General features: G+C 71.6%; 16 protein-coding genes and 1 tRNA gene. 11 read left to right on the top strand and 6 right to left on the bottom strand.

Features of this window, described 5'->3' with window-relative positions; genetic code table 11:
• Positions 1-446 precede the first annotated feature (446 nt).
• Positions 447-1,427 (top strand): ATP-binding cassette domain-containing protein, encoded by a 981-nt coding sequence (locus ACWC21_RS39225; RefSeq protein ID WP_450889303.1) that lies wholly within the window; start codon positions 447-449, stop codon positions 1,425-1,427.
• Complete coding sequence (locus ACWC21_RS39220; protein ID WP_450889301.1) at positions 1,424-2,218, top strand: ABC transporter permease; 795 nt, start codon at positions 1,424-1,426, stop codon at positions 2,216-2,218. The genes ACWC21_RS39225 and ACWC21_RS39220 overlap by 4 nt, the downstream gene beginning before the upstream one ends.
• On the opposite strand, the gene ACWC21_RS39215 is transcribed toward ACWC21_RS39220, so the two are convergent.
• A complete protein-coding gene (locus ACWC21_RS39215) occupies positions 2,196-5,330 on the bottom strand; it encodes an ATP-binding protein (RefSeq protein ID WP_450889299.1) in 3,135 nt (1,044 codons plus the stop codon). The two genes, ACWC21_RS39220 and ACWC21_RS39215, sit on opposite strands and share 23 nt — an antisense overlap.
• Positions 5,331-5,536: 206 nt before the next feature.
• Between ACWC21_RS39215 and ACWC21_RS39210 the strand changes: the two genes are divergently transcribed.
• The 3 genes from ACWC21_RS39210 to ACWC21_RS39200 all read left to right on the top strand — a co-directional run bounded on the left by ACWC21_RS39210 (position 5,537) and on the right by ACWC21_RS39200 (position 6,758).
• The gene (locus ACWC21_RS39210) at positions 5,537-5,737 is read left to right on the top strand and encodes a hypothetical protein (RefSeq protein ID WP_450889297.1); all 201 of its coding nucleotides are present in this window, start codon (positions 5,537-5,539) and stop codon (positions 5,735-5,737) included.
• A 134-nt stretch (positions 5,738-5,871) separates the two neighbouring features.
• A complete protein-coding gene (locus ACWC21_RS39205) occupies positions 5,872-6,150 on the top strand; it encodes an SHOCT domain-containing protein (RefSeq protein WP_450889295.1) in 279 nt (92 codons plus the stop codon).
• Entirely contained in the window at positions 6,147-6,758 is a 612-nt protein-coding gene (locus ACWC21_RS39200) for a sulfocyanin-like copper-binding protein (RefSeq protein WP_450889294.1), read from the top strand. Before ACWC21_RS39205 ends, ACWC21_RS39200 begins: the two co-directional genes overlap by 4 nt.
• A 107-nt stretch (positions 6,759-6,865) precedes the next feature.
• Here ACWC21_RS39200 and ACWC21_RS39195 read toward each other — a convergent pair.
• Both ACWC21_RS39195 and ACWC21_RS39190 read right to left on the bottom strand, forming a co-directional pair.
• Positions 6,866-6,939 (bottom strand) — tRNA-Pro (locus ACWC21_RS39195).
• A 99-nt stretch (positions 6,940-7,038) separates the two neighbouring features.
• The gene (locus tag ACWC21_RS39190; protein WP_450889292.1) at positions 7,039-7,965 is read right to left on the bottom strand and encodes a metallophosphoesterase; all 927 of its coding nucleotides are present in this window, start codon (positions 7,963-7,965) and stop codon (positions 7,039-7,041) included.
• Between the two features lie 93 nt (positions 7,966-8,058).
• Between ACWC21_RS39190 and ACWC21_RS39185 the strand changes: the two genes are divergently transcribed.
• Positions 8,059-8,526, top strand: a complete 468-nt coding sequence (locus ACWC21_RS39185; protein WP_450889290.1) for a GatB/YqeY domain-containing protein — start codon at positions 8,059-8,061, stop codon at positions 8,524-8,526.
• Between the two features lie 112 nt (positions 8,527-8,638).
• Here ACWC21_RS39185 and ACWC21_RS39180 read toward each other — a convergent pair whose 3' ends face one another.
• Positions 8,639-10,933 carry a transglycosylase domain-containing protein gene (locus ACWC21_RS39180; RefSeq protein WP_450889288.1) on the bottom strand — a complete coding sequence of 765 codons (2,295 nt, stop codon included), beginning with the start codon at positions 10,931-10,933 and terminating at the stop codon, positions 8,639-8,641.
• A 594-nt stretch (positions 10,934-11,527) separates the two neighbouring features.
• Here ACWC21_RS39180 and wblA point away from each other — a divergent pair.
• Positions 11,528-11,866 (top strand): transcriptional regulator WblA, encoded by a 339-nt coding sequence (wblA, locus tag ACWC21_RS39175; RefSeq protein ID WP_450889286.1) that lies wholly within the window; start codon positions 11,528-11,530, stop codon positions 11,864-11,866.
• Between the two features lie 11 nt (positions 11,867-11,877).
• On the opposite strand, the gene ACWC21_RS39170 is transcribed toward wblA, so the two are convergent.
• On the bottom strand, positions 11,878-13,212 hold the full coding sequence (locus tag ACWC21_RS39170) for an ArsA family ATPase (RefSeq protein ID WP_450889284.1): 1,335 nt from the start codon (positions 13,210-13,212) through the stop codon (positions 11,878-11,880).
• Complete coding sequence (locus ACWC21_RS39165) at positions 13,209-14,186, bottom strand: ArsA family ATPase (RefSeq protein WP_450889282.1); 978 nt, start codon at positions 14,184-14,186, stop codon at positions 13,209-13,211. The genes ACWC21_RS39170 and ACWC21_RS39165 overlap by 4 nt, the downstream gene beginning before the upstream one ends.
• Positions 14,187-14,258: 72 nt before the next feature.
• Between ACWC21_RS39165 and ACWC21_RS39160 the strand changes: the two genes are divergently transcribed.
• From ACWC21_RS39160 to ACWC21_RS39145, 4 genes are all read left to right on the top strand, one after another.
• Entirely contained in the window at positions 14,259-14,417 is a 159-nt protein-coding gene (locus ACWC21_RS39160) for a DUF4177 domain-containing protein (RefSeq protein ID WP_003991873.1), read from the top strand.
• The gene (locus tag ACWC21_RS39155; protein ID WP_450889280.1) at positions 14,417-14,881 is read left to right on the top strand and encodes a RidA family protein; all 465 of its coding nucleotides are present in this window, start codon (positions 14,417-14,419) and stop codon (positions 14,879-14,881) included. The genes ACWC21_RS39160 and ACWC21_RS39155 overlap by 1 nt, the downstream gene beginning before the upstream one ends.
• Positions 14,882-14,949: 68 nt before the next feature.
• The gene (locus tag ACWC21_RS39150; protein WP_450889278.1) at positions 14,950-15,831 is read left to right on the top strand and encodes an NUDIX hydrolase; all 882 of its coding nucleotides are present in this window, start codon (positions 14,950-14,952) and stop codon (positions 15,829-15,831) included.
• The gene (locus tag ACWC21_RS39145; protein ID WP_450889276.1) at positions 15,828-16,658 is read left to right on the top strand and encodes an MBL fold metallo-hydrolase; all 831 of its coding nucleotides are present in this window, start codon (positions 15,828-15,830) and stop codon (positions 16,656-16,658) included. The genes ACWC21_RS39150 and ACWC21_RS39145 overlap by 4 nt, the downstream gene beginning before the upstream one ends.
• Positions 16,659-16,763: the final 105 nt, after the last annotated feature.

The following is a 16,763-nucleotide window of genomic DNA, read 5'->3' as shown; positions in this document are numbered from 1 at the left end:
GATCTCCGGGTCCCGGGTCCGGGCCGGCCGGTGGCGGGCGCGCCCGATGCGGTCGAGTCGCACGGCGCGGGCCGCTGGTTTGCCCTCCGGCACGGGCCGGATCTCCGGGGCCCGGGTCTTGAGCCCGCCCTTCGGGACGGGGGCCCGGGTCGGGTCCGGACCGAAGTGATCCACTCGTCGTCCGGGACGGCCTGCCCGTCGTCCGGGACGGCCTGTCCGTCGTCCGGGACGACGTCTCCGGTGACGACCGGACGCCTGGGCGCCGCCTCGAGGACGACCCGCGGGGCGGGCTGGTCGGCCGAGCCGCAAGGGGACCGGATCCGCCCCCCTTCGGGGTACACCAGCACCGGTCGGCGAGCCGGGGTTTCAGCCCGCCGAAGGCCACGCCAGGCGGCTGAAACCGCGTTGAAGCCGCCCTGAACCGCCTCGGCCGCAAGCTCTGCGGCATGACGACGACGGACCACGAACTCGCTGTCACAGCCACCGGGTTGTGCAAGTCCTACGGGGACAAGACCGTCCTCGACGGCATCGACATCCAGGTGCCCGCGGGCACGATCTTCTCGCTGCTCGGGCCGAACGGCGCGGGCAAGACCACGATGGTCAACATCCTGTCCACCCTGATCTCCGCCGACGGCGGGCAGGCACGGATCGCCGGGCACGATGTCGTCGCCGAGGCGCAGGCGGTACGGGCCGCCATCGGGGTCACCGGGCAGTTCTCCGCCGTGGACGGGCTGATCACGGGGGAGGAGAACATGCTCCTCATGGCGGACCTGAACCACCTCTCCAAGCGCGAGGGGCGGCAGGTCACCGCCGAACTGCTGGAGCGCTTCGACCTCGTCGAGGCAGCGAAGAAGCCGGCCTCCACCTACTCGGGCGGTATGAAGCGCCGTCTCGACATCGCCATGACCCTGGTCGGCAGCCCGCGGATCATCTTCCTCGACGAGCCGACCACCGGCCTCGACCCGCGCTCCCGCCACACCATGTGGCAGATCATCCGCGAACTGGTCTCCGGCGGTACCACCGTCTTCCTCACCACCCAGTACCTGGAGGAGGCCGACGAGCTCGCCGACCGCATCGCCGTGCTCAACGGCGGCAGGCTCGTCGCCCAGGGCAGTGCCGAGGAGCTCAAGCGGCTCGTGCCCGGCGGCCACGTGAGGCTGCGGTTCTCCGACCCGGTGGCATACGAGCGGGCGGCCACCGCTCTGCGCGAAGCCACCAGGGACGACGAAGCGCTCGCCCTGCAGATCCCCAGCGGCGGCAGCCAGCGCGAGCTGCGCGCCATCCTCGACTGGCTGGACGCCGCCGGCATCGAGGCCGACGAGCTGTCCGTGCACACCCCGGACCTGGACGACGTGTTCTTCGCCCTGACCGGCAACCCCGAACCCGCCCAGGCCGACACCGACACCGCCAAGGAGACCGTCCGATGAGCGCCGCCACCCACGCCTTCCGCGACAACCTCACCATGCTGCGGCGCAACCTCCTGCACGCCCGCCGCTACCCCTCCCTCACCCTGAACCTCCTGCTCACCCCGGTCATCCTGCTGCTGCTCTTCGTCTACGTGTTCGGCAACGTGATGAGCGCCGGCATCAACGGCGGCACCCCGGACCGCTCCGAGTACGTCGCCTACGTCGTCCCCGGCATCCTGCTGATGACCATCGGCGGGATCGCGATCGGCACCGCCGTATCCGTGGCCATGGACATGACCGAGGGCATCATCGCCCGGTTCCGCACCATGGCCATTTCCCGCACCTCCGTGCTGATCGGCCATGTGGTCGGGAGCGTGATCCAGTCGCTGATGGCCCTGGCCGTGGTGCTGGGCGTCGGTGTGGCCATCGGCTTCCGGCCCGACGCGACGCCGCTCGAGTGGCTCGCGGCAGCGGGCCTGCTGACGCTGGTCAGCGTGGCGCTGATCTGGCTCGCGGTCGGCATGGGCCTGGCGTCCCCCAACGCAGAGGGGGCCAGCAACCTCGCCCAGCCCTTGATGATCCTGCCGCTCCTGGGCAGCGCCTTCGTGCCGGTGGACGCCATGCCGGGCTGGTTCCGCTGGTTCGCCGAGTACCAGCCCTTCTCACCCGCCATCGAGACCCTGCGCGGACTTCTGCTGGGCGACGCCATCGGCACGAAGAACGCGGTGCTCGCGGTCGGCTGGTGCGTGGGCCTGACCGTGCTGGGATACCTGTGGTCCAAGGCCCGGTTCAACCGCGAACCGCGGAGTTGAGCTCCCGCAGGGCCACCGCCCGCAGCTCCGCCCGTCCCAGGGCGGCGTACGCCGACCTCGCCTCGGCGTACGCCGCCCGGTCGGCGTGCTCGGCCGCCTGCCGGGACCGGCCCGAGGACAGCGTGGGGAAGTCCCGCATCACCGGCATCCGCTCCGCCAGCGCCATCAGCCGTACGGCCGCCGGCTCGCCACGGACCAGACCGGCGAAGCCGAGCGCCAGCAGGACCGTGCCGTACACCTGCAGTTCCACCGGCGACCTGTCGGCGGCGGGACCGGACAGCATCGCGATGAGTTGTTCCCGCAGTTCCCCGGGCAGCTGGGCCACCGGTTCCAGCCGGCCGTGCTGCGCGTGCGCCGCCAGCGTGGCCGCCCGCATCTGCAGCAGCCACAGATCCAGGAACGGATCACCGGCCTGCAGCAGACTGCCCTCCCGTATCCGCTCCACCGCCTGGCGCCACAGGCCGAGCCCGACCTCGGTCAGCCCCCGGGCCAGCGCGATCTCCGCCCGGGCCGGCAGGGTCTGGGCGTAGATCTGGGCGGCCTCCGGCTGCTGGTCCAGGGCCGCGAGTCCCAGCCAGTACTCGGCCTCGTCGACCTCCCCGCGCTGCAGACAGGCGACCGCCAGCCCGGCGCGGACACCGATCGCGTCCGACCAGTCGCCGAACTCGCCGAGCGCCTCCGCCGCCCGCAGATGGTCGTACGCCTCCGTGCCCCGCTCGGACTGGAGGCACAACTCGCCGATCCGGCCGTGGCTGAGCAGCAGCATGGGCGGATTGCCGAGCGGCGCCAGCGCGGCGAGCATCCGGCGCGCGCACTCGAGCGCGCGTTCCGCGTCGTGCTCGGACTCCCACACGTAACTGGCGACGCCCGACGCGATGCCCGCCAGCATGGGCTCGTCGGCGTCGCAGAGTTCCCGCAGCCGTGCGTACCCCGGCGGGTGCATGTCCGGGACGGCGCACAGCACGACGGCCAGCGCCCGCAGCACGGTGTCCGCAGGGGCGGACGGCAGGCGGCGCAGGGTGACGAGCTGGCGTACGGCGTGCGGGCCGTGGCCCATGAACAAACCGGCCGTGCACACCACCGCCGCGCTCCGCGCCGCCTCGACGTCCTCCGGTCCGGGACGGAAACGGGACAGCGGCCCCCCGGTCTCGGCGGCGAGGGTGGCGAGCCGTGGGTAGTTGGTGCCGGCGGACCACAAGGAGGCCAGTGCGGCGGTGACGGCGGCGACGGCCGACCCGTCGGCGCGGGCCAGGGCGTGCCGCAGCGCCAGGACGAGGTTGTCCTGCTCGGTACGGATACGGGCGAACGAGGCCACCGCGTCGCGGCCGAACAGCACGTCGTGGTGGGCGCGGCCGAAGTCCCGCGCCCAGGCGAGGAACCGGTCGGTGACCATCTCCTCCTCACCGGCCTCGGCACGCTGGGCCGCGCCGAACTCCCGCAGCGTCTCCAGCATGTGGAAACGCGTCCCGGACGGGGCGTCGCCCACCTTGAGCAGCGACTGATCGGCCAGCTGCTCCAGCAGGGGCAGCGCGTCCCCGGTCCCGCCGAGGAGGTATTCCGCGGCTTCCTCCGTGAAACCTCCGGGGAACACCGACAGCGCGCGCAGCGCCGCCCTGCCGTCGGCTTCCAGCAGGTTCCAGCTCCACTCGACCACGGCCCGCAGCGTGCGGTGCCGTTCGGGTGCGTCGCGGGCGCCGCCGCGCAGCAGGGCGAAGCGGTCCCGGAGCCGGCGCGAGATGTCGGCGACGGACAGCACCCGCACCCGGGCCGCGGCCAGCTCCACGGCGAGCGGCAGCCCGTCCAGATGGCGGCAGATCTCCGCCACCGTGCCGGCGGGGAGGTCCACACCGGGCCGGGCCGCCCGCGCCCGCTGCTCGAACAGCTCGACGGACGTCGCCAGGGACAGCTCCGGCAGGGCGTACACGGACTCCGAGGTCAGCCCCAGCGGAGCCCGGCTGGTGGCCAGCACCCGCAGCCCCTTCGACCGCGACACCAGCGCCTGTACGAGACCGGCCACGCCGGCGACGACCTGCTCGCAGTTGTCCAGCACCAGCAGCGCGGGACCGGTGCCCAGCGCGGCGACGATCCCGCTCACCGGGTCCGCGCCGCCGGGGAACTGCCGGCCTTCCCCCGTGCCGACCGCGGAGGCCACCTCACCGGCCACGTCGTCGTCGGCGGTGACACCGGCCAGCGGTACGAAGTGCACCACGGGCTGCTCGGCCGCCCGGCTCACCGCGTGACAGAGACGGGTCTTGCCCAGTCCGCCCGGTCCCATGACGGTGACCACCCGGGCCGCACGCAGCATCCCGGCCACGGCGGCGACGTCCGCGTCCCGCCCCAGCAGGGGGTTCGGCTCGTGCGGCACGCCGTGCCGGGCCCGGGGCGCGTCCGCGCTCAGCAACTCCTGGTACAGCGACCTCAGTTCGGGACCCGGGTCGGTGCCGAGCGTGTCGCGCAGCCCGCGCCGGTAGGTGTCGTACCGGGTCAGCGCGGCGGCCCGGCCCGCCGTGGCGGCCTCGCAGCGCAGCAGCTCCGCCAGCACCTCCTCGTCCCGCGGCAGCTCCGCGGCCAGCTCGGTCAGCGGCCCGGCCGCCTCCGCACGCCGCCCCAGCCGGGCGAGGGCGAGCGTCCGGGACCGGACCAGCGAACGGAAGGCCCGCGCCCGGTCGGCACGGAGGGACACCACGGGATCGTGCAGGTCCTCGCCCGCCCCCGCGCCCACGGTCCCGTCCCACAGGGCCAGGCCCGCCTCGGCCCGCGCCAGGGCGCCCTCGTGATCCCCCGCCCTGGTGCGTTCGGCACTCGCGGCCTCGTGCAGCAGCAGCGCGGAACTGTCGACCTGTGTCTCGTCCAGCGCCAGCCGGTACCCCGTGGACGTGCTCACGACGAGGTCGGCACCCAGCTGCGCCCTGAGCCGCGACACGAGGATCTGCACCGCCTTGCCGGGCCGCTCGGGCAGCTCCTCCGCCCACAGGCCCTCCACCAGCCGGCCCGTGCTGCACCCGGTGCGCAGATCCGCCGCGAGCAACGCCAGCAGCCCGCGCAGCCGGGGCGCGGTGATCTCCTTCCCACGGCAGGCGACTCGGGACAGCAGCGCCAACTCGGTAGTCACGGTTGCAGATTAGCCAGGACCGTGCCGGACGGACCCGGCGGCACGGGCACCTCTCCAGCGGGTCCGGCCCCGCCGCGCGCCGTAGCCGCGCGACCGCCGTGCCGTCCGGCGCACGGGGCCGCGGTGCCGTGCGCCACGGAAGGAGCAGAGTGGCTGCGGGGGAGTGGGGTAGAAACCGGAGTGGGAGGGAGGACAGGAGGCCGACCGTGACCGTCCTCGCCATCTTTCTCCTCATCATCGGGACGCTCCTGGTCCTCGTCGGAGCACTGCTGATCCTTGTCGGAGCGTTTCTGATCACCCTCGGGGCGATTCTGATCCTCGTGGGGGCCGCCCTGATCGCCGTAGGCGTGGTCCTGCTGATCCGGAGACTCCTCGGGCGCGACCGGACACCGTCTCACCCTTGGTGAACCGCGGGCCCCCGGCGCAGCCACAGCGCGTTGGGTCCTTCGGCCCTGCGGCGGGGAAGTCCGGCCCCGCGCGTCCGAAGCATCAGCGATCCATCCTGGTAGGAGAGGGGAACCGGCCAAGGGAAGTGATCGGCATGATGTGGTACGACGGCGGATGGGGCATGGGCGGCTGGTTTCTCATGACCGTCTTCATGGTGCTGTTCTGGGCCGTCCTCATCGTCGGCCTGGTCGCACTGGTGCGCTACCTCACCGGTACGCGTCACCACCAGCAGCCCGGCCCGCCCCAGGCGTCCGGCGAAGGCGGATGGCAGGACCGACGGGCCGAGAACCTCCTCGCCGAGCGGTTCGCACGCGGGGAGGTCGACGAGGACGAGTACAAACGCCGGCTCACGCTGCTCCGGGAGCACCGGTGATCCCGCAGCGCCACCGGAAGGTGTGGACGGTGATCGCCGTGGCGGCCGCGGCCCTGGTGCTCGGCATCGCTTCGACGGGCCTCCTGGTCGTCTCCGACGCCTTCCACCGGACGGCACCGGTTTCCTGGCGGGCACAGAGCTCACGATGCACCGCACCGGCTGCCACCGGCGGTGCGGTGGACGTGACCGTATGGGACATGGGACGCATGATGAACGGCCCGAACCGGCCACCGTCGGACAACGACCGGCCCGGCCGGTACGGCATGCCCATGATGCGCCTGGCGGCCCACCCGACGACGATTCCGGCAGGGAAGGTGACCGTGCGGGTGGTCAATGCGGGAACCCTCCCGCACGAGGTGATCGTGCTGCCGCTGCCGGCGGGCCGGGCGGCCGGAGAGCGCGCCGTCGGCTCCGACGGCCGGGTATCGGAGACAGGCAGCCTCGGCGAGGCATCGCGCACCTGTGGTGCGGGCACCGGACATGGCATCGCCTCCGGTACGCGGGGCTGGACCACCCTGAAGCTGCGGCCGGGTCGCTACGAGCTGCTGTGCAACTACCCGGGCCACTACGCGGCCGGCATGTACGCGGAGTTGGTGGTCACCGGGTAGGCGAAGGTTGTCGCCCGTCGGGGCGGTTGTGCCGTTGAACGGCCCCGGAAACCACTCAGGGGCCCGACCCGCCAAGCGGATCAGGCCCCTGACCTGGTACTGCACTGTCGGGGTGGCGGGATTTGAACCCACGGCCTCTTCGTCCCGAACGAAGCGCGCTGCCAAGCTGCGCTACACCCCGATGTCGCTGCTGTGGCGGCGACGACGTTTACTTTAGCCCACTGGGGGCTGGAGACGAAATCGGGTTTCGCGGCGGTGGGCGGGGGCGGGTGGGCTGCCCCTAGTCCCTCGCCACCAGCGTCAGCAGGGTGGCCTCCGGCGGGCAGGCGAACCGTACCGGGGTGTAGCGGCTCGTGCCGCATCCCGCCGACACGTGCAGGTAGGACGTGCGGCCGTCCGCCGTGTGGGTGGAGAGGCCCTTCACACGGTCCGTGTCGAGGTCGCAGTTGGTGACGAGGGCGCCGTAGAAGGGGATGCACAGCTGGCCGCCGTGGGTGTGGCCGGCCAGGATCAGGGGGTAGCCGTCGGCCGTGAACGGGTCGAGTGCGCGCAGGTACGGAGCGTGCACCACGGCCATCGAGAAGTCGGCCGACGCGGAGGGGCCGCCGGCGACGCGGGCGTAGCGGTCGCGCTTGATGTGCGGGTCGTCCAGGCCCGTGAGCTCCACGGAGACGCCCTCGATCTTCAGCTCGCCCCGGGTGTTGGTCAGGTTCAGCCACCCTGCCGCGTCGAAGCCGTCGCGGAGGTCTTCCCAGGGGTTGTGGACGGCGCCCACGACGGGCGGGTTGCCGTTCAGGCCGTGCCGGCCGCTGGTCTTCTCCAGCAGGTAGCGGGCGGGGTTGCGGGGCTTGGGGCCGTAGTAGTCGTTGGAGCCGAAGACGTACGCGCCGGGGAACTCCATCAGGGGGCCCAGGGCGTCCAGTACCTCCGGGACGCCCTCGGGGTCGGAGAGGTTGTCGCCCGTGTTGATCACGAAGTCGGGGCGCAGCCCCGCCAGGGAGCGCAGCCAGCGCTGCTTCTTGCGCTGGCCACCGACCATGTGGATGTCGGAGACCTGGAGGACGCGCAGCGGGCGCATCCCCGGGGGCAGGACGGGCACCGTCACCCGGCGGAGGCGGAAGGAGCGGACCTCGAAGCCCGCCGCATAGACCAGGCCGGCGGCGCCGGCCGCCACTACTCCCAGGGGTACTGAGTATCGCGCGCGCATACCTCCATCGTGTCAGACCGTGACGAGGCACCGAGACCGGCCGCCCCGTAAATCGGCGGGCGTTCGCGTCAACGGACCTGCGACAATCGAGCCATGACCACCACGCTCAAGTCGAAGCTGCAGGACGACCTCAACGCCGCGATCAAGGGGCGCGACGAGCTCCGCTCCTCGACGCTCCGGCTGACGCTCGCCGCGATCACCAAGGAGGAGGTCGCGGGCAAGGAGAAGCGCGAGCTCTCCGACGACGAGGTACAGAAGGTGATCACCCGGGAGGCGAAGAAGCGGCGCGAGGCCGCCGAGGCCTTCGCCCAGGGTGGCCGTGCCGAGCAGGCCGAGCGGGAGAAGACGGAGGGCGAGGTGCTCGCCGCGTACCTGCCCAAGCAGCTGTCCGACGAGGAGCTGGACGCGATCGTGGCCCAGGCCGTCGGGGAGGCCAGGGCCGCCGGTGCCGAGGGGCCGCGGGCCATGGGCGCCGTGATGAAGATCGTGAACCCGAAGGTGGCCGGTCAGGCCGAGGGCGGCCGGGTCGCCGCCGCGGTCAAGAAGCTGCTGGCGGGCTGACCCCGCGGGAGACGGCTGACGCCGCGGGAGACGGCTGACGCCGTCACAGCGAAGGGGCCGCGCATCGGGAAACCCCCCCGATGCGCGGCCCCTGCCGCCCGACGCGCCCTGTTCAGCCGCGCCGGCCTCCGGTGCCGTTCCCGTTCCCGCCGTTGCCCTGTCCCTGGATGAAGTTCTCGGGGAAGGAGAAGGTGGGGGTCGGGAAGCCGGTGTTGTCGCCGGTGGTTCCGCCGTCGTTCGCTCCGCCGATGAGCCCGCCGATGAGGCCACCGTTGCCGCCGCCGTTCCCGCCGTGGCCGTTCCCGCCGTGGCCCTTCCCGTCGTCCCTTCCCTTGTCCGGGTCCGGGATGTCGACGAGGTTGAAGTCCGGGGCGTCCTTGCCGGCCAGGGCGCCGTCCATGGCGTCCTTCCAGATGGGGCCGGGGACCTGGCCGCCGTAGACAAGGTCGTTGTAGCGGCCGCCGATGGTGATGTTGACCATCTTCACGTTCTGCTTGGCGCTGCCGACCCAGACCGCGCCGGCCAGGTTGGGCGTGTAGCCGACGAACCAGGCGTTCTTCCGCTCGTCCGTCGTACCCGTCTTGCCGGCGCTCTCGCGGTCGCTGAGGCCGGCCTGCTTGCCCGTGCCGGAGTCGATCACGCCGCGCAGCAGGGTGTTGACCGTGTCGGCGGTCCTCTCGCTCATCGCGCGCGAGCACGTCGACTTCGGCACCGCGAGCGACTTCTGCTCGTCACCGACCTTCTGGCTGATCGACTCGATGGCGATCGGGGTGCAGTACATGCCCCGGTCGGCGAAGGTGGCGTACGCGCTGGCCATCGTCAGCGGGGACAGCCCGATCGCGCCGAGGGCGATCGAGGGGTTCTCGGGAAGCTTGTCGCCGTTGCCCTGCACCACGTGCAGCGCGTCGGTCATCTTCTCCACCGGGCACAGGCCGATGTCGGAGATGAGCTGCACGAAGTAGGTGTTGACGGACTTCGCCATCGCCTCCTTCATGCGGAACGGGCCGACCTCGGACTTGCTCTCGTTCTCCACCGTGTACGAGTGGTCGTTGACCCACGGCTTGCTGCTGCAGGTCTGGACGGGGCTGGGGTACGGCATCTTGTACGGCGACGAGTACTGCTGCGTCGCGGGCTTGCCGCCCTCGATGGCGGCCGCGGCCACGAACGGCTTGAAGGTCGAACCGGTCGGGAAGCCGAAGTTCGAGCCGCCCATGTCGCGGTTGACGGAGTAGTTGTACTCGGTCTCGTTGTTGCTGTAGCCGTACGGCTTCGACTGGCCCATCGCCAGGATCTTGCCGGTGCCCGGCTCCACCAGGGTGGCGGCCGCGGCGACCCGGTCGGACTTGTAGACGTGGTCCTTGAGGGAGGCCTGCACCGACTCCTGGGCCTGCGGGTCCAGGGTCGTCCGGATCGTCAGGCCGCCCTTGTTCCAGAGCTTGGCGCGCGCCTCGCGGGTCTTGCCGAAGGTCGGGTCGGTGAGGAAGACGTTCTCGACGTACTTGCAGAAGAAGGCGGCCCCCTTGGTGGAGGTGATGCAGCCGTTCTTCGGCCGGCTGACGTGCAGGCCGAGCGGGGCCTTCTTGGCCTTGTCGGCCTCGGCCACGGAGATGTCGCCGACCTGGGCCATGCGGGTGAGCACCACGTTGCGCCGCTTGGTGGCCTCGGCCTCGTCGTTGACGGGGTCGTACCGGCTCGGGGACTGCACGATGCCGGCCAGGAGCGCCGACTCCTGCAGGTTCAGGTCCTTGGCGTGCTTGGAGAAGTAGCGCTGCGCGGCCGCCTCGACACCGTAGGCCTGCTCGCCGAAGAAGGTGATGTTCAGGTAGTTCTCGAGGATCTTCTTCTTGCCGAGCTTGTCCTCGAGCTGGATGGCGAACTTCAGCTCGCGGATCTTGCGGCCCAGCGTCTGCTGGGTGGCCTGCGCGACCTTCGTCGGGTCGTCGCCCGCCTCCTCGATGAAGTAGTTCTTCACGAGCTGCTGGGTGAGCGTGGAGGCGCCCTGGGCGACCCCGCCTTCCTGCGCGTTCTTGTTCAGGGCGCGCAGGATGCCCTTCAGGTCGACCGCGCCGTGCTGGTAGAAGCGGGAGTCCTCGATGGCGACGATCGCCTTCTGCATGTACGGCGACATGTCCTTGAGGTCCACCACCGTGCGGTCCCGGGAGTACACCGAGGCGATCTTGTGGCCCGAGCTGTCCAGGATGGCGGTGCGCTGGCTGAGCTGCGGGCTCTTGAGGTTGGCCGGGATCTCGTCGAAGCCCTGGACCGTGCCCTTGGCCGCTAGTCCGAGCGCGCCGGCCGCGGGCAGCGCGATGCCTGCCGCCACCGCTCCCGCGAGCACACTGACACCGAGGAACTTGGCGGCCTGCTGGGTGGCCGTCAGGCCACCGCCCGAGCGCTTCTTTGGCATGAGGGCAGCCTAATCCGTCGTCGTGGGTTCCGACGGAGCGGCTGCTTCTCGGGATGTTCCAGTGCCGGATCGTGACCTCGCCGGGCCGGCGGCAGGGCAGTCGGCGCCGTGAGGAGACGGGCGGCACGGCGGACACACGGCGGCACGGCGGACGGGCGATGGCACGGCGGACGGCGGCACCGCAAAGAGAGGCGCCTACCTTCTCATTCGCCGGACACGCGCGACAGCCTTGGCCTAAGCTGCTCTCAACTGTCACAGCGGCGAGGCCACGTATCAATACGTCCGGCGACCCCGAATCGTTCTGGATGTAGCCCAACTTTTTCGCGGGCGGCGTGTCCGAATCCGCCTCATGTGTCATCCGGCGCCCGTTGTGGCGCACCATAGCTGTACCGGTTTGCCGGAATGATCACGTATGTCGCCAGCTCACTCCCGCGGGTGATCTGCCGCTTACCCATAGTCCGTTCGGGCCATTCAAGATTGGGCCCGAAGGGGGTGTTGCGCTGTGCCCACCTTCCGTAACGTCCTCAACTGGCTGCGGTGAATATGCCGCTGCCGCCGTGGGGGAGCCTCGATTCGGGAGAGGACGGCGCCGGTATGGGCTGGGTAATCGACTGGAGTGCGCAGGCTGCCTGCCGCACTACCGATCCGGACGAACTGTTCGTCCAGGGAGCAGCGCAGAACAGGGCCAAGGCGGTGTGCACCGGATGCCCGGTACGCACCGAATGCCTGGCCGACGCGCTGGACAACCGCGTCGAGTTCGGCGTGTGGGGAGGCATGACGGAGCGTGAGCGCCGCGCACTGCTGCGCAGGCGGCCCACCGTGACCTCCTGGCGCAGGCTCCTGGAGACCGCGCGCTCGGAGTACGAGAGGGGAAGCGGAATCGTGCCCCTCGACAACGACGAGGTGTACGAGAACTACGCGGCCGTGAGCTGACCGCCAGAGGTCTAGGGCCTGTCCTGGGAAAGCTCCGGCCGGCCGGCCGCCAGCCGGTCGCCGATGTTCCGCAGTCCCGTCAGGTCGTGCACGTCGCCGGGCAGCGCGGCCACTTCCACCACCGCCACCTCGGGGTGGAGCGCGGTGAAGCGGTCACGCGTGCGCTGCTCGCGGGAGAGCAGCTGCATGCGCTCGGCGTGCAGCCTCAGCAGGCCCTCGGCGAGCCGGTCGACGGACGGGTCCGCCGCGGGGGATTCCGCCGCGGGCTGCTGCGTCCCCGCAGCGTCCTGCGCGGCAGGGGGTTCTGAACTGCCGTGCGTGTCGGGAGAGTTACGAAGTCCAGCTTTCCCGTCCCCCTGATCCACAATGCGGGGCTCTTCAAGATTTTCCGCGGCGGCGAGCGCACGCTCGGCCGACAGCCGGTCGGCACCGCTGCCGTGGACCCGGTTGAGCACCAGCCCTACCAGCGGCATGTCCTCCGCGGCCAGCCGCTCGACGAAGTACGCGGCCTCGCGCAGCGCGTCCCGCTCCGGGGCCGCCACCACCAGGAACGCCGTACCGGGCGCCTGCAGCAGCTTGTACGTGGCGTCCGCGCGCGTACGGAAGCCGCCGAAGGTGGTGTCCATCGCGGCCACGAACGTCTGGACGTCCTTCAGCAGCTGACCGCCCAGCAGCTTGCCCAGCGTGCCGGTCATCATCGACATGCCGACGTTGAGGAAGGCCATGCCCGCGCGCCCGCCCAGCTTCGCGGGGGCCGTCAGCAGCCGGATCAGCCGGCCGTCCAGGAAGGAGCCGAGCCGTTTGGGCGCGTCCAGGAAGTCCAGCGCGGAACGCGACGGCGGAGTGTCGACGATGATGAGGTCCCACTCGTCCTTCGCCCGCAGCTGCCCCAGCTTCTCCATCGCCATGTACTCCTGCGTGCCCGCGAAGCCCGCCGAGAGCGACTGGTAGAACGGGTTGGACAGGATCGCGGCCGCCCGCTGCGGATCGGCGTGCGCCTCGACGACCTCGTCGAACGTGCGCTTCATGTCGAGCATCATGGCGTGCAGTTCGCCGTCGCCCTCGGTGCCCTTCACCCGGCGCGGCACGTTGTCCAGCGAGTCGATGCCCATGGACTGGGCCAGCCTGCGTGCCGGGTCGATGGTGAGAACGACCACCTTGCGGCCCCGCTCGGCGGCCCTGAGCCCGAGCGCCGCCGCGGTGGTGGTCTTGCCGACCCCGCCCGAGCCGCAGCACACCACGATCCGGGTCTTCGGGTCGTCGAGCAGCGGATCGACGTCGAGCACGCGCGCGGGGGAGAGGCGGTGGCGTGCGGCGTCCTGCGCCTGGGTCGGGTCCGGACTCATGACATCCCCTGATTCCGCAGTTCGTGGGCGAGTTCGTACAAACCGGCCAGGTCCATGCCCTCGGCGAGCAGCGGCAGCTCGTGCAGCGGCAGGCCCAGCTCGCCGAGGACCGCACGCTGATCCTGCTCCAGCGCATACCGTTCGGCGTACTCCGCGGCCTGCTCCAGCAGCGGATCCACCAGCCGTTCGGCACTTCCGCCCCGGCGCGCCCCGCCCAGCCCGGCGGCGGACAGCGACCGGGCCACGGCGGTGTGCTCCACGGTCCGCACGAGTTCCAGATCGGCCTCGTCCAACACCTCCGGCCGGACCATGTTCACCACGACCCGGCCCACCGGCAGCCGCGCCGCCCGCAGCTCGGAGATCCCGTCCGCGGTCTCCTGGACCGGCATCTCCTCGAGCAGCGTCACCAGGTGAACGGCCGTCTCGGGCGACTTCAGCACCCGCATCACGGCCTGCGCCTGATTGTGTATCGGGCCGATCTTGGCGAGCCCGGCGACCTCGTCGTTGACGTTGAGGAAGCGGGTGATGCGACCGGTCGGCGGCGCGTCCATGACCACGTAGTCGTACGCGAACCGACCGCTGCGGTCCTTGCGCCGCACCGCCTCGCACGCCTTGCCGGTGAGCAGGACGTCCCGCACGCCCGGCGCGATGGTGGTGGCGAAGTCGATGGCACCGAGCTTCTTCAGGGCCCTGCCCGCGCCACCCAGCTTGTAGAACATCTGGAGATAGTCCAGAAGGGCCAGTTCGGGGTCTATGGCGAGCGCGTACACCTCCCCGCCCCCGGGAGCCACCGCGATCTTCCGTTCCTCGTAGGGCAGCGCCTCTGTCTCGAAGAGCTGTGCGATGCCCTGCCGACCCTCGACCTCGACGAGAAGCGTCCGCTTCCCCTCCGTGGCCAGGGCCAGCGCGAGTGCGGCGGCGACCGTCGTCTTTCCGGTCCCGCCCTTGCCGCTGACGACCTGGAGCCTGCTCACGTATTCGAGCCTAACCAGTCAGCCCGCGGGCTACGCGGGAGGCTGTGGATAACAGGGGCTACAGTCGGCCACATGACCAAGTGGGAATACGCAACCGTGCCGCTGCTCGTCCATGCCACGAAGCAGATTCTGGACACCTGGGGCGAGGACGGCTGGGAGCTCGTCCAGGTCGTGCCCGGGCCGAACAACCCCGAACAGCTCGTGGCCTACCTGAAGCGGGAGAAGCAGTAGTGGGGGCCGTCGAGGAGCGGCTCGCCGAGCTCGGGCTGACCCTTCCGGAGGTCGTGCCGCCACTGGCCGCCTACCAGCCCGCCGTGCAGTCCGGTCCCTACGTCTACACCTCCGGCCAGCTGCCGATGGTGGAGGGCAAGCTGCCGGTCACCGGCAAGGTGGGCGGCGAGGTCACGGCGGACGAGGCCAAGGAGCTGGCCCGCACCTGCGCGCTGAACGCCCTGGCCGCCGTGAAGTCCGTCGCCGGCGACCTGGACCGCATCGCGCGCGTGGTGAAGGTCGTGGGGTTCGTCGCCTCGGCCGCCGACTTCACCGGCCAGCCGGGTGTCGTCAACGGCGCCAGCGAACTGCTCGGCGAGGTCCTCGGAGACAAGGGCGTGCACGCGCGCAGCGCGGTGGGCGTGGCGGTGCTGCCGCTGGACGCGCCCGTGGAGGTCGAGGTCCAGGTGGAGCTCGCCCCGTAACGCTCCGGAATACGACCTGGTCCCGGGCGGCCCTCGAACATTCGCGCACCACGGGATAGCCTCCGGCCATGGCGAATGGGCAGTGGTACCCACCGGAGTGGCCGGAACGCATCCGCGCGCTCGCGGCCGGCACCCTCACGCCGGTGCATCCCCGGCGTGCCGCCACGGTGATGCTCCTGAAGAACGCCGGCACCGGCCCGACCGTCCACATGCTGCGCAGACGCGCCTCCATGGCCTTCGCCGGAGGCGCGTACGCGTATCCGGGCGGCGGCGTCGACCCGCGGGACGACGACCGTGACGTCCGCTGGGCGGGCCCCACGCGCGCGTGGTGGGCCGACCGGCTCGGCGTCGAGGAGGCGGGTGCCCAGGCGATCGTCTGCGCGGCCGTCCGGGAGACCTTCGAGGAGGCGGGCGTCCTGCTCGCCGGTCCCACCCCCGGCACGGTCGTCGGCGACACCACCGGCGCCGACTGGGAGGCGGACCGCGCCGCCCTGGTCGCGCGGGAGCTGTCCTTCGCGGAGCTCCTCGACCGCCGGGGCCTGGTGCTGCGCTCCGACCTGCTGGGCGCCTGGGCCCGCTGGATCACCCCCGAGTTCGAGGCACGCCGCTACGACACGTGGTTCTTCGTGGCCGCCCTGCCCGAGGGCCAGCGCACCCGGAACGCCTCCACGGAGGCCGACCGCACGGTGTGGATCCGGCCGGGGGACGCGGCCGCCCGGTACGACAAGGGCGAGCTGCTGATGATGCCGCCGACCATCGCCACCCTGCGTGAGCTGTCCCCGTACGGCAGTTCCGCGGAGGCGCTCGCCGCCGCGCCCGCGCGCGACCTGACCCCGGTCCTGGCACGGGCCCGCCTGGCGGACGGCGAGATCGTCCTGTCCTGGCCCGGTCACGACGAGTTCACCAAGCACGTCCCGACAGTCCCGACGCCCGGAGGAGGCCCGGCATGACCGACGCGGCAGCCCTGCCCGGACAGCCCCGGGGCGGTGTCCTCTCGGGGCCGGCCACCGTGCGGGCCGTCAACGTGCTGGCGCCCAACGCGTCCGCGATGACCCTGGACGGCACCAACACCTGGATCGTCTCCGAGCCCGGCTCCGACCTGGCCGTCGTCGTCGACCCGGGTCCCCTGGACGACGGCCACCTGAGCGCGGTCCGCGACACCGCCGAGGAGGCTGGCAAGCGTGTCGCCCTCACCCTGCTCACCCACGGCCATCCCGACCACGCCGAGGGCGCGGCCCGGTTCGCCGAGCTGACCGGTGCCAAGGTGCGGGCGCTCGACCCCGCGCTGCGGCTCGGCGACGAAGGGCTGGCCGCCGGGGACGTGATCACGCTCGGCGGCCTGGAGATTAGGGTCGTGCCGACCCCCGGCCACACCGCGGACTCCCTGTGCTTCCACCTCCCGGCGGACCAGGCGGTCCTGACCGGCGACACCGTCCTCGGACGCGGTACGACGGTCGTGGCGCATCCCGACGGCCGTCTGGGCGACTATCTGGACTCGCTGCGGCGCCTGAGGTCCCTGACGGTCGACGACGGTGTCCACACGGTGCTCCCGGGCCACGGGCCGGTCCTGGAGGACGCCCAGGGCGCCGTGGAGTTCTACCTCGCCCACCGTGCCCACCGCCTCGCCCAGGTGGAGACGGCCGTCGAGGACGGCTACGGCACCCCCGGCCAGGTCGTGGCCCACGTCTACGCCGACGTGGACCGCTCCCTGTGGCCGGCCGCCGAACTGTCGGTCCGGGCCCAGATGGACTACCTGAGCGAGCACGGGCTGATCTGACCGCCCCCCTGGCTAGTGCTGCGACCGGAAAGGTTCACCGGCTCGCGACGCCCGGCACGGCACCTCGCCGCGTTGTCGCACCACCCGAGTACATCCAGTACGCGG

This window comes from Streptomyces sp. NPDC001348, assembly GCF_053597535.1.
The sequence above is the reverse complement of the archived record's forward strand: the minus strand, read 5'-3'. Positions and strand labels throughout refer to the sequence as shown.

Coding starts and splice junctions, on each gene's coding strand:
- ACWC21_RS39225 (WP_450889303.1), top strand. CDS start 447: ATGACGACGACGGACCACGAACTCGCTGTCACAGCCACCGGGTTGTGC.
- ACWC21_RS39220 (WP_450889301.1), top strand. CDS start 1,424: ATGAGCGCCGCCACCCACGCCTTCCGCGACAACCTCACCATGCTGCGG.
- ACWC21_RS39205 (WP_450889295.1), top strand. CDS start 5,872: ATGATGTGGTACGACGGCGGATGGGGCATGGGCGGCTGGTTTCTCATG.
- ACWC21_RS39190 (WP_450889292.1), bottom strand. CDS start 7,965: ATGCGCGCGCGATACTCAGTACCCCTGGGAGTAGTGGCGGCCGGCGCC.
- ACWC21_RS39185 (WP_450889290.1), top strand. CDS start 8,059: ATGACCACCACGCTCAAGTCGAAGCTGCAGGACGACCTCAACGCCGCG.
- ACWC21_RS39180 (WP_450889288.1), bottom strand. CDS start 10,933: ATGCCAAAGAAGCGCTCGGGCGGTGGCCTGACGGCCACCCAGCAGGCC.
- wblA (WP_450889286.1), top strand. CDS start 11,528: ATGGGCTGGGTAATCGACTGGAGTGCGCAGGCTGCCTGCCGCACTACC.
- ACWC21_RS39170 (WP_450889284.1), bottom strand. CDS start 13,212: ATGAGTCCGGACCCGACCCAGGCGCAGGACGCCGCACGCCACCGCCTC.
- ACWC21_RS39160 (WP_003991873.1), top strand. CDS start 14,259: ATGACCAAGTGGGAATACGCAACCGTGCCGCTGCTCGTCCATGCCACG.
- ACWC21_RS39150 (WP_450889278.1), top strand. CDS start 14,950: ATGGCGAATGGGCAGTGGTACCCACCGGAGTGGCCGGAACGCATCCGC.
- ACWC21_RS39145 (WP_450889276.1), top strand. CDS start 15,828: ATGACCGACGCGGCAGCCCTGCCCGGACAGCCCCGGGGCGGTGTCCTC.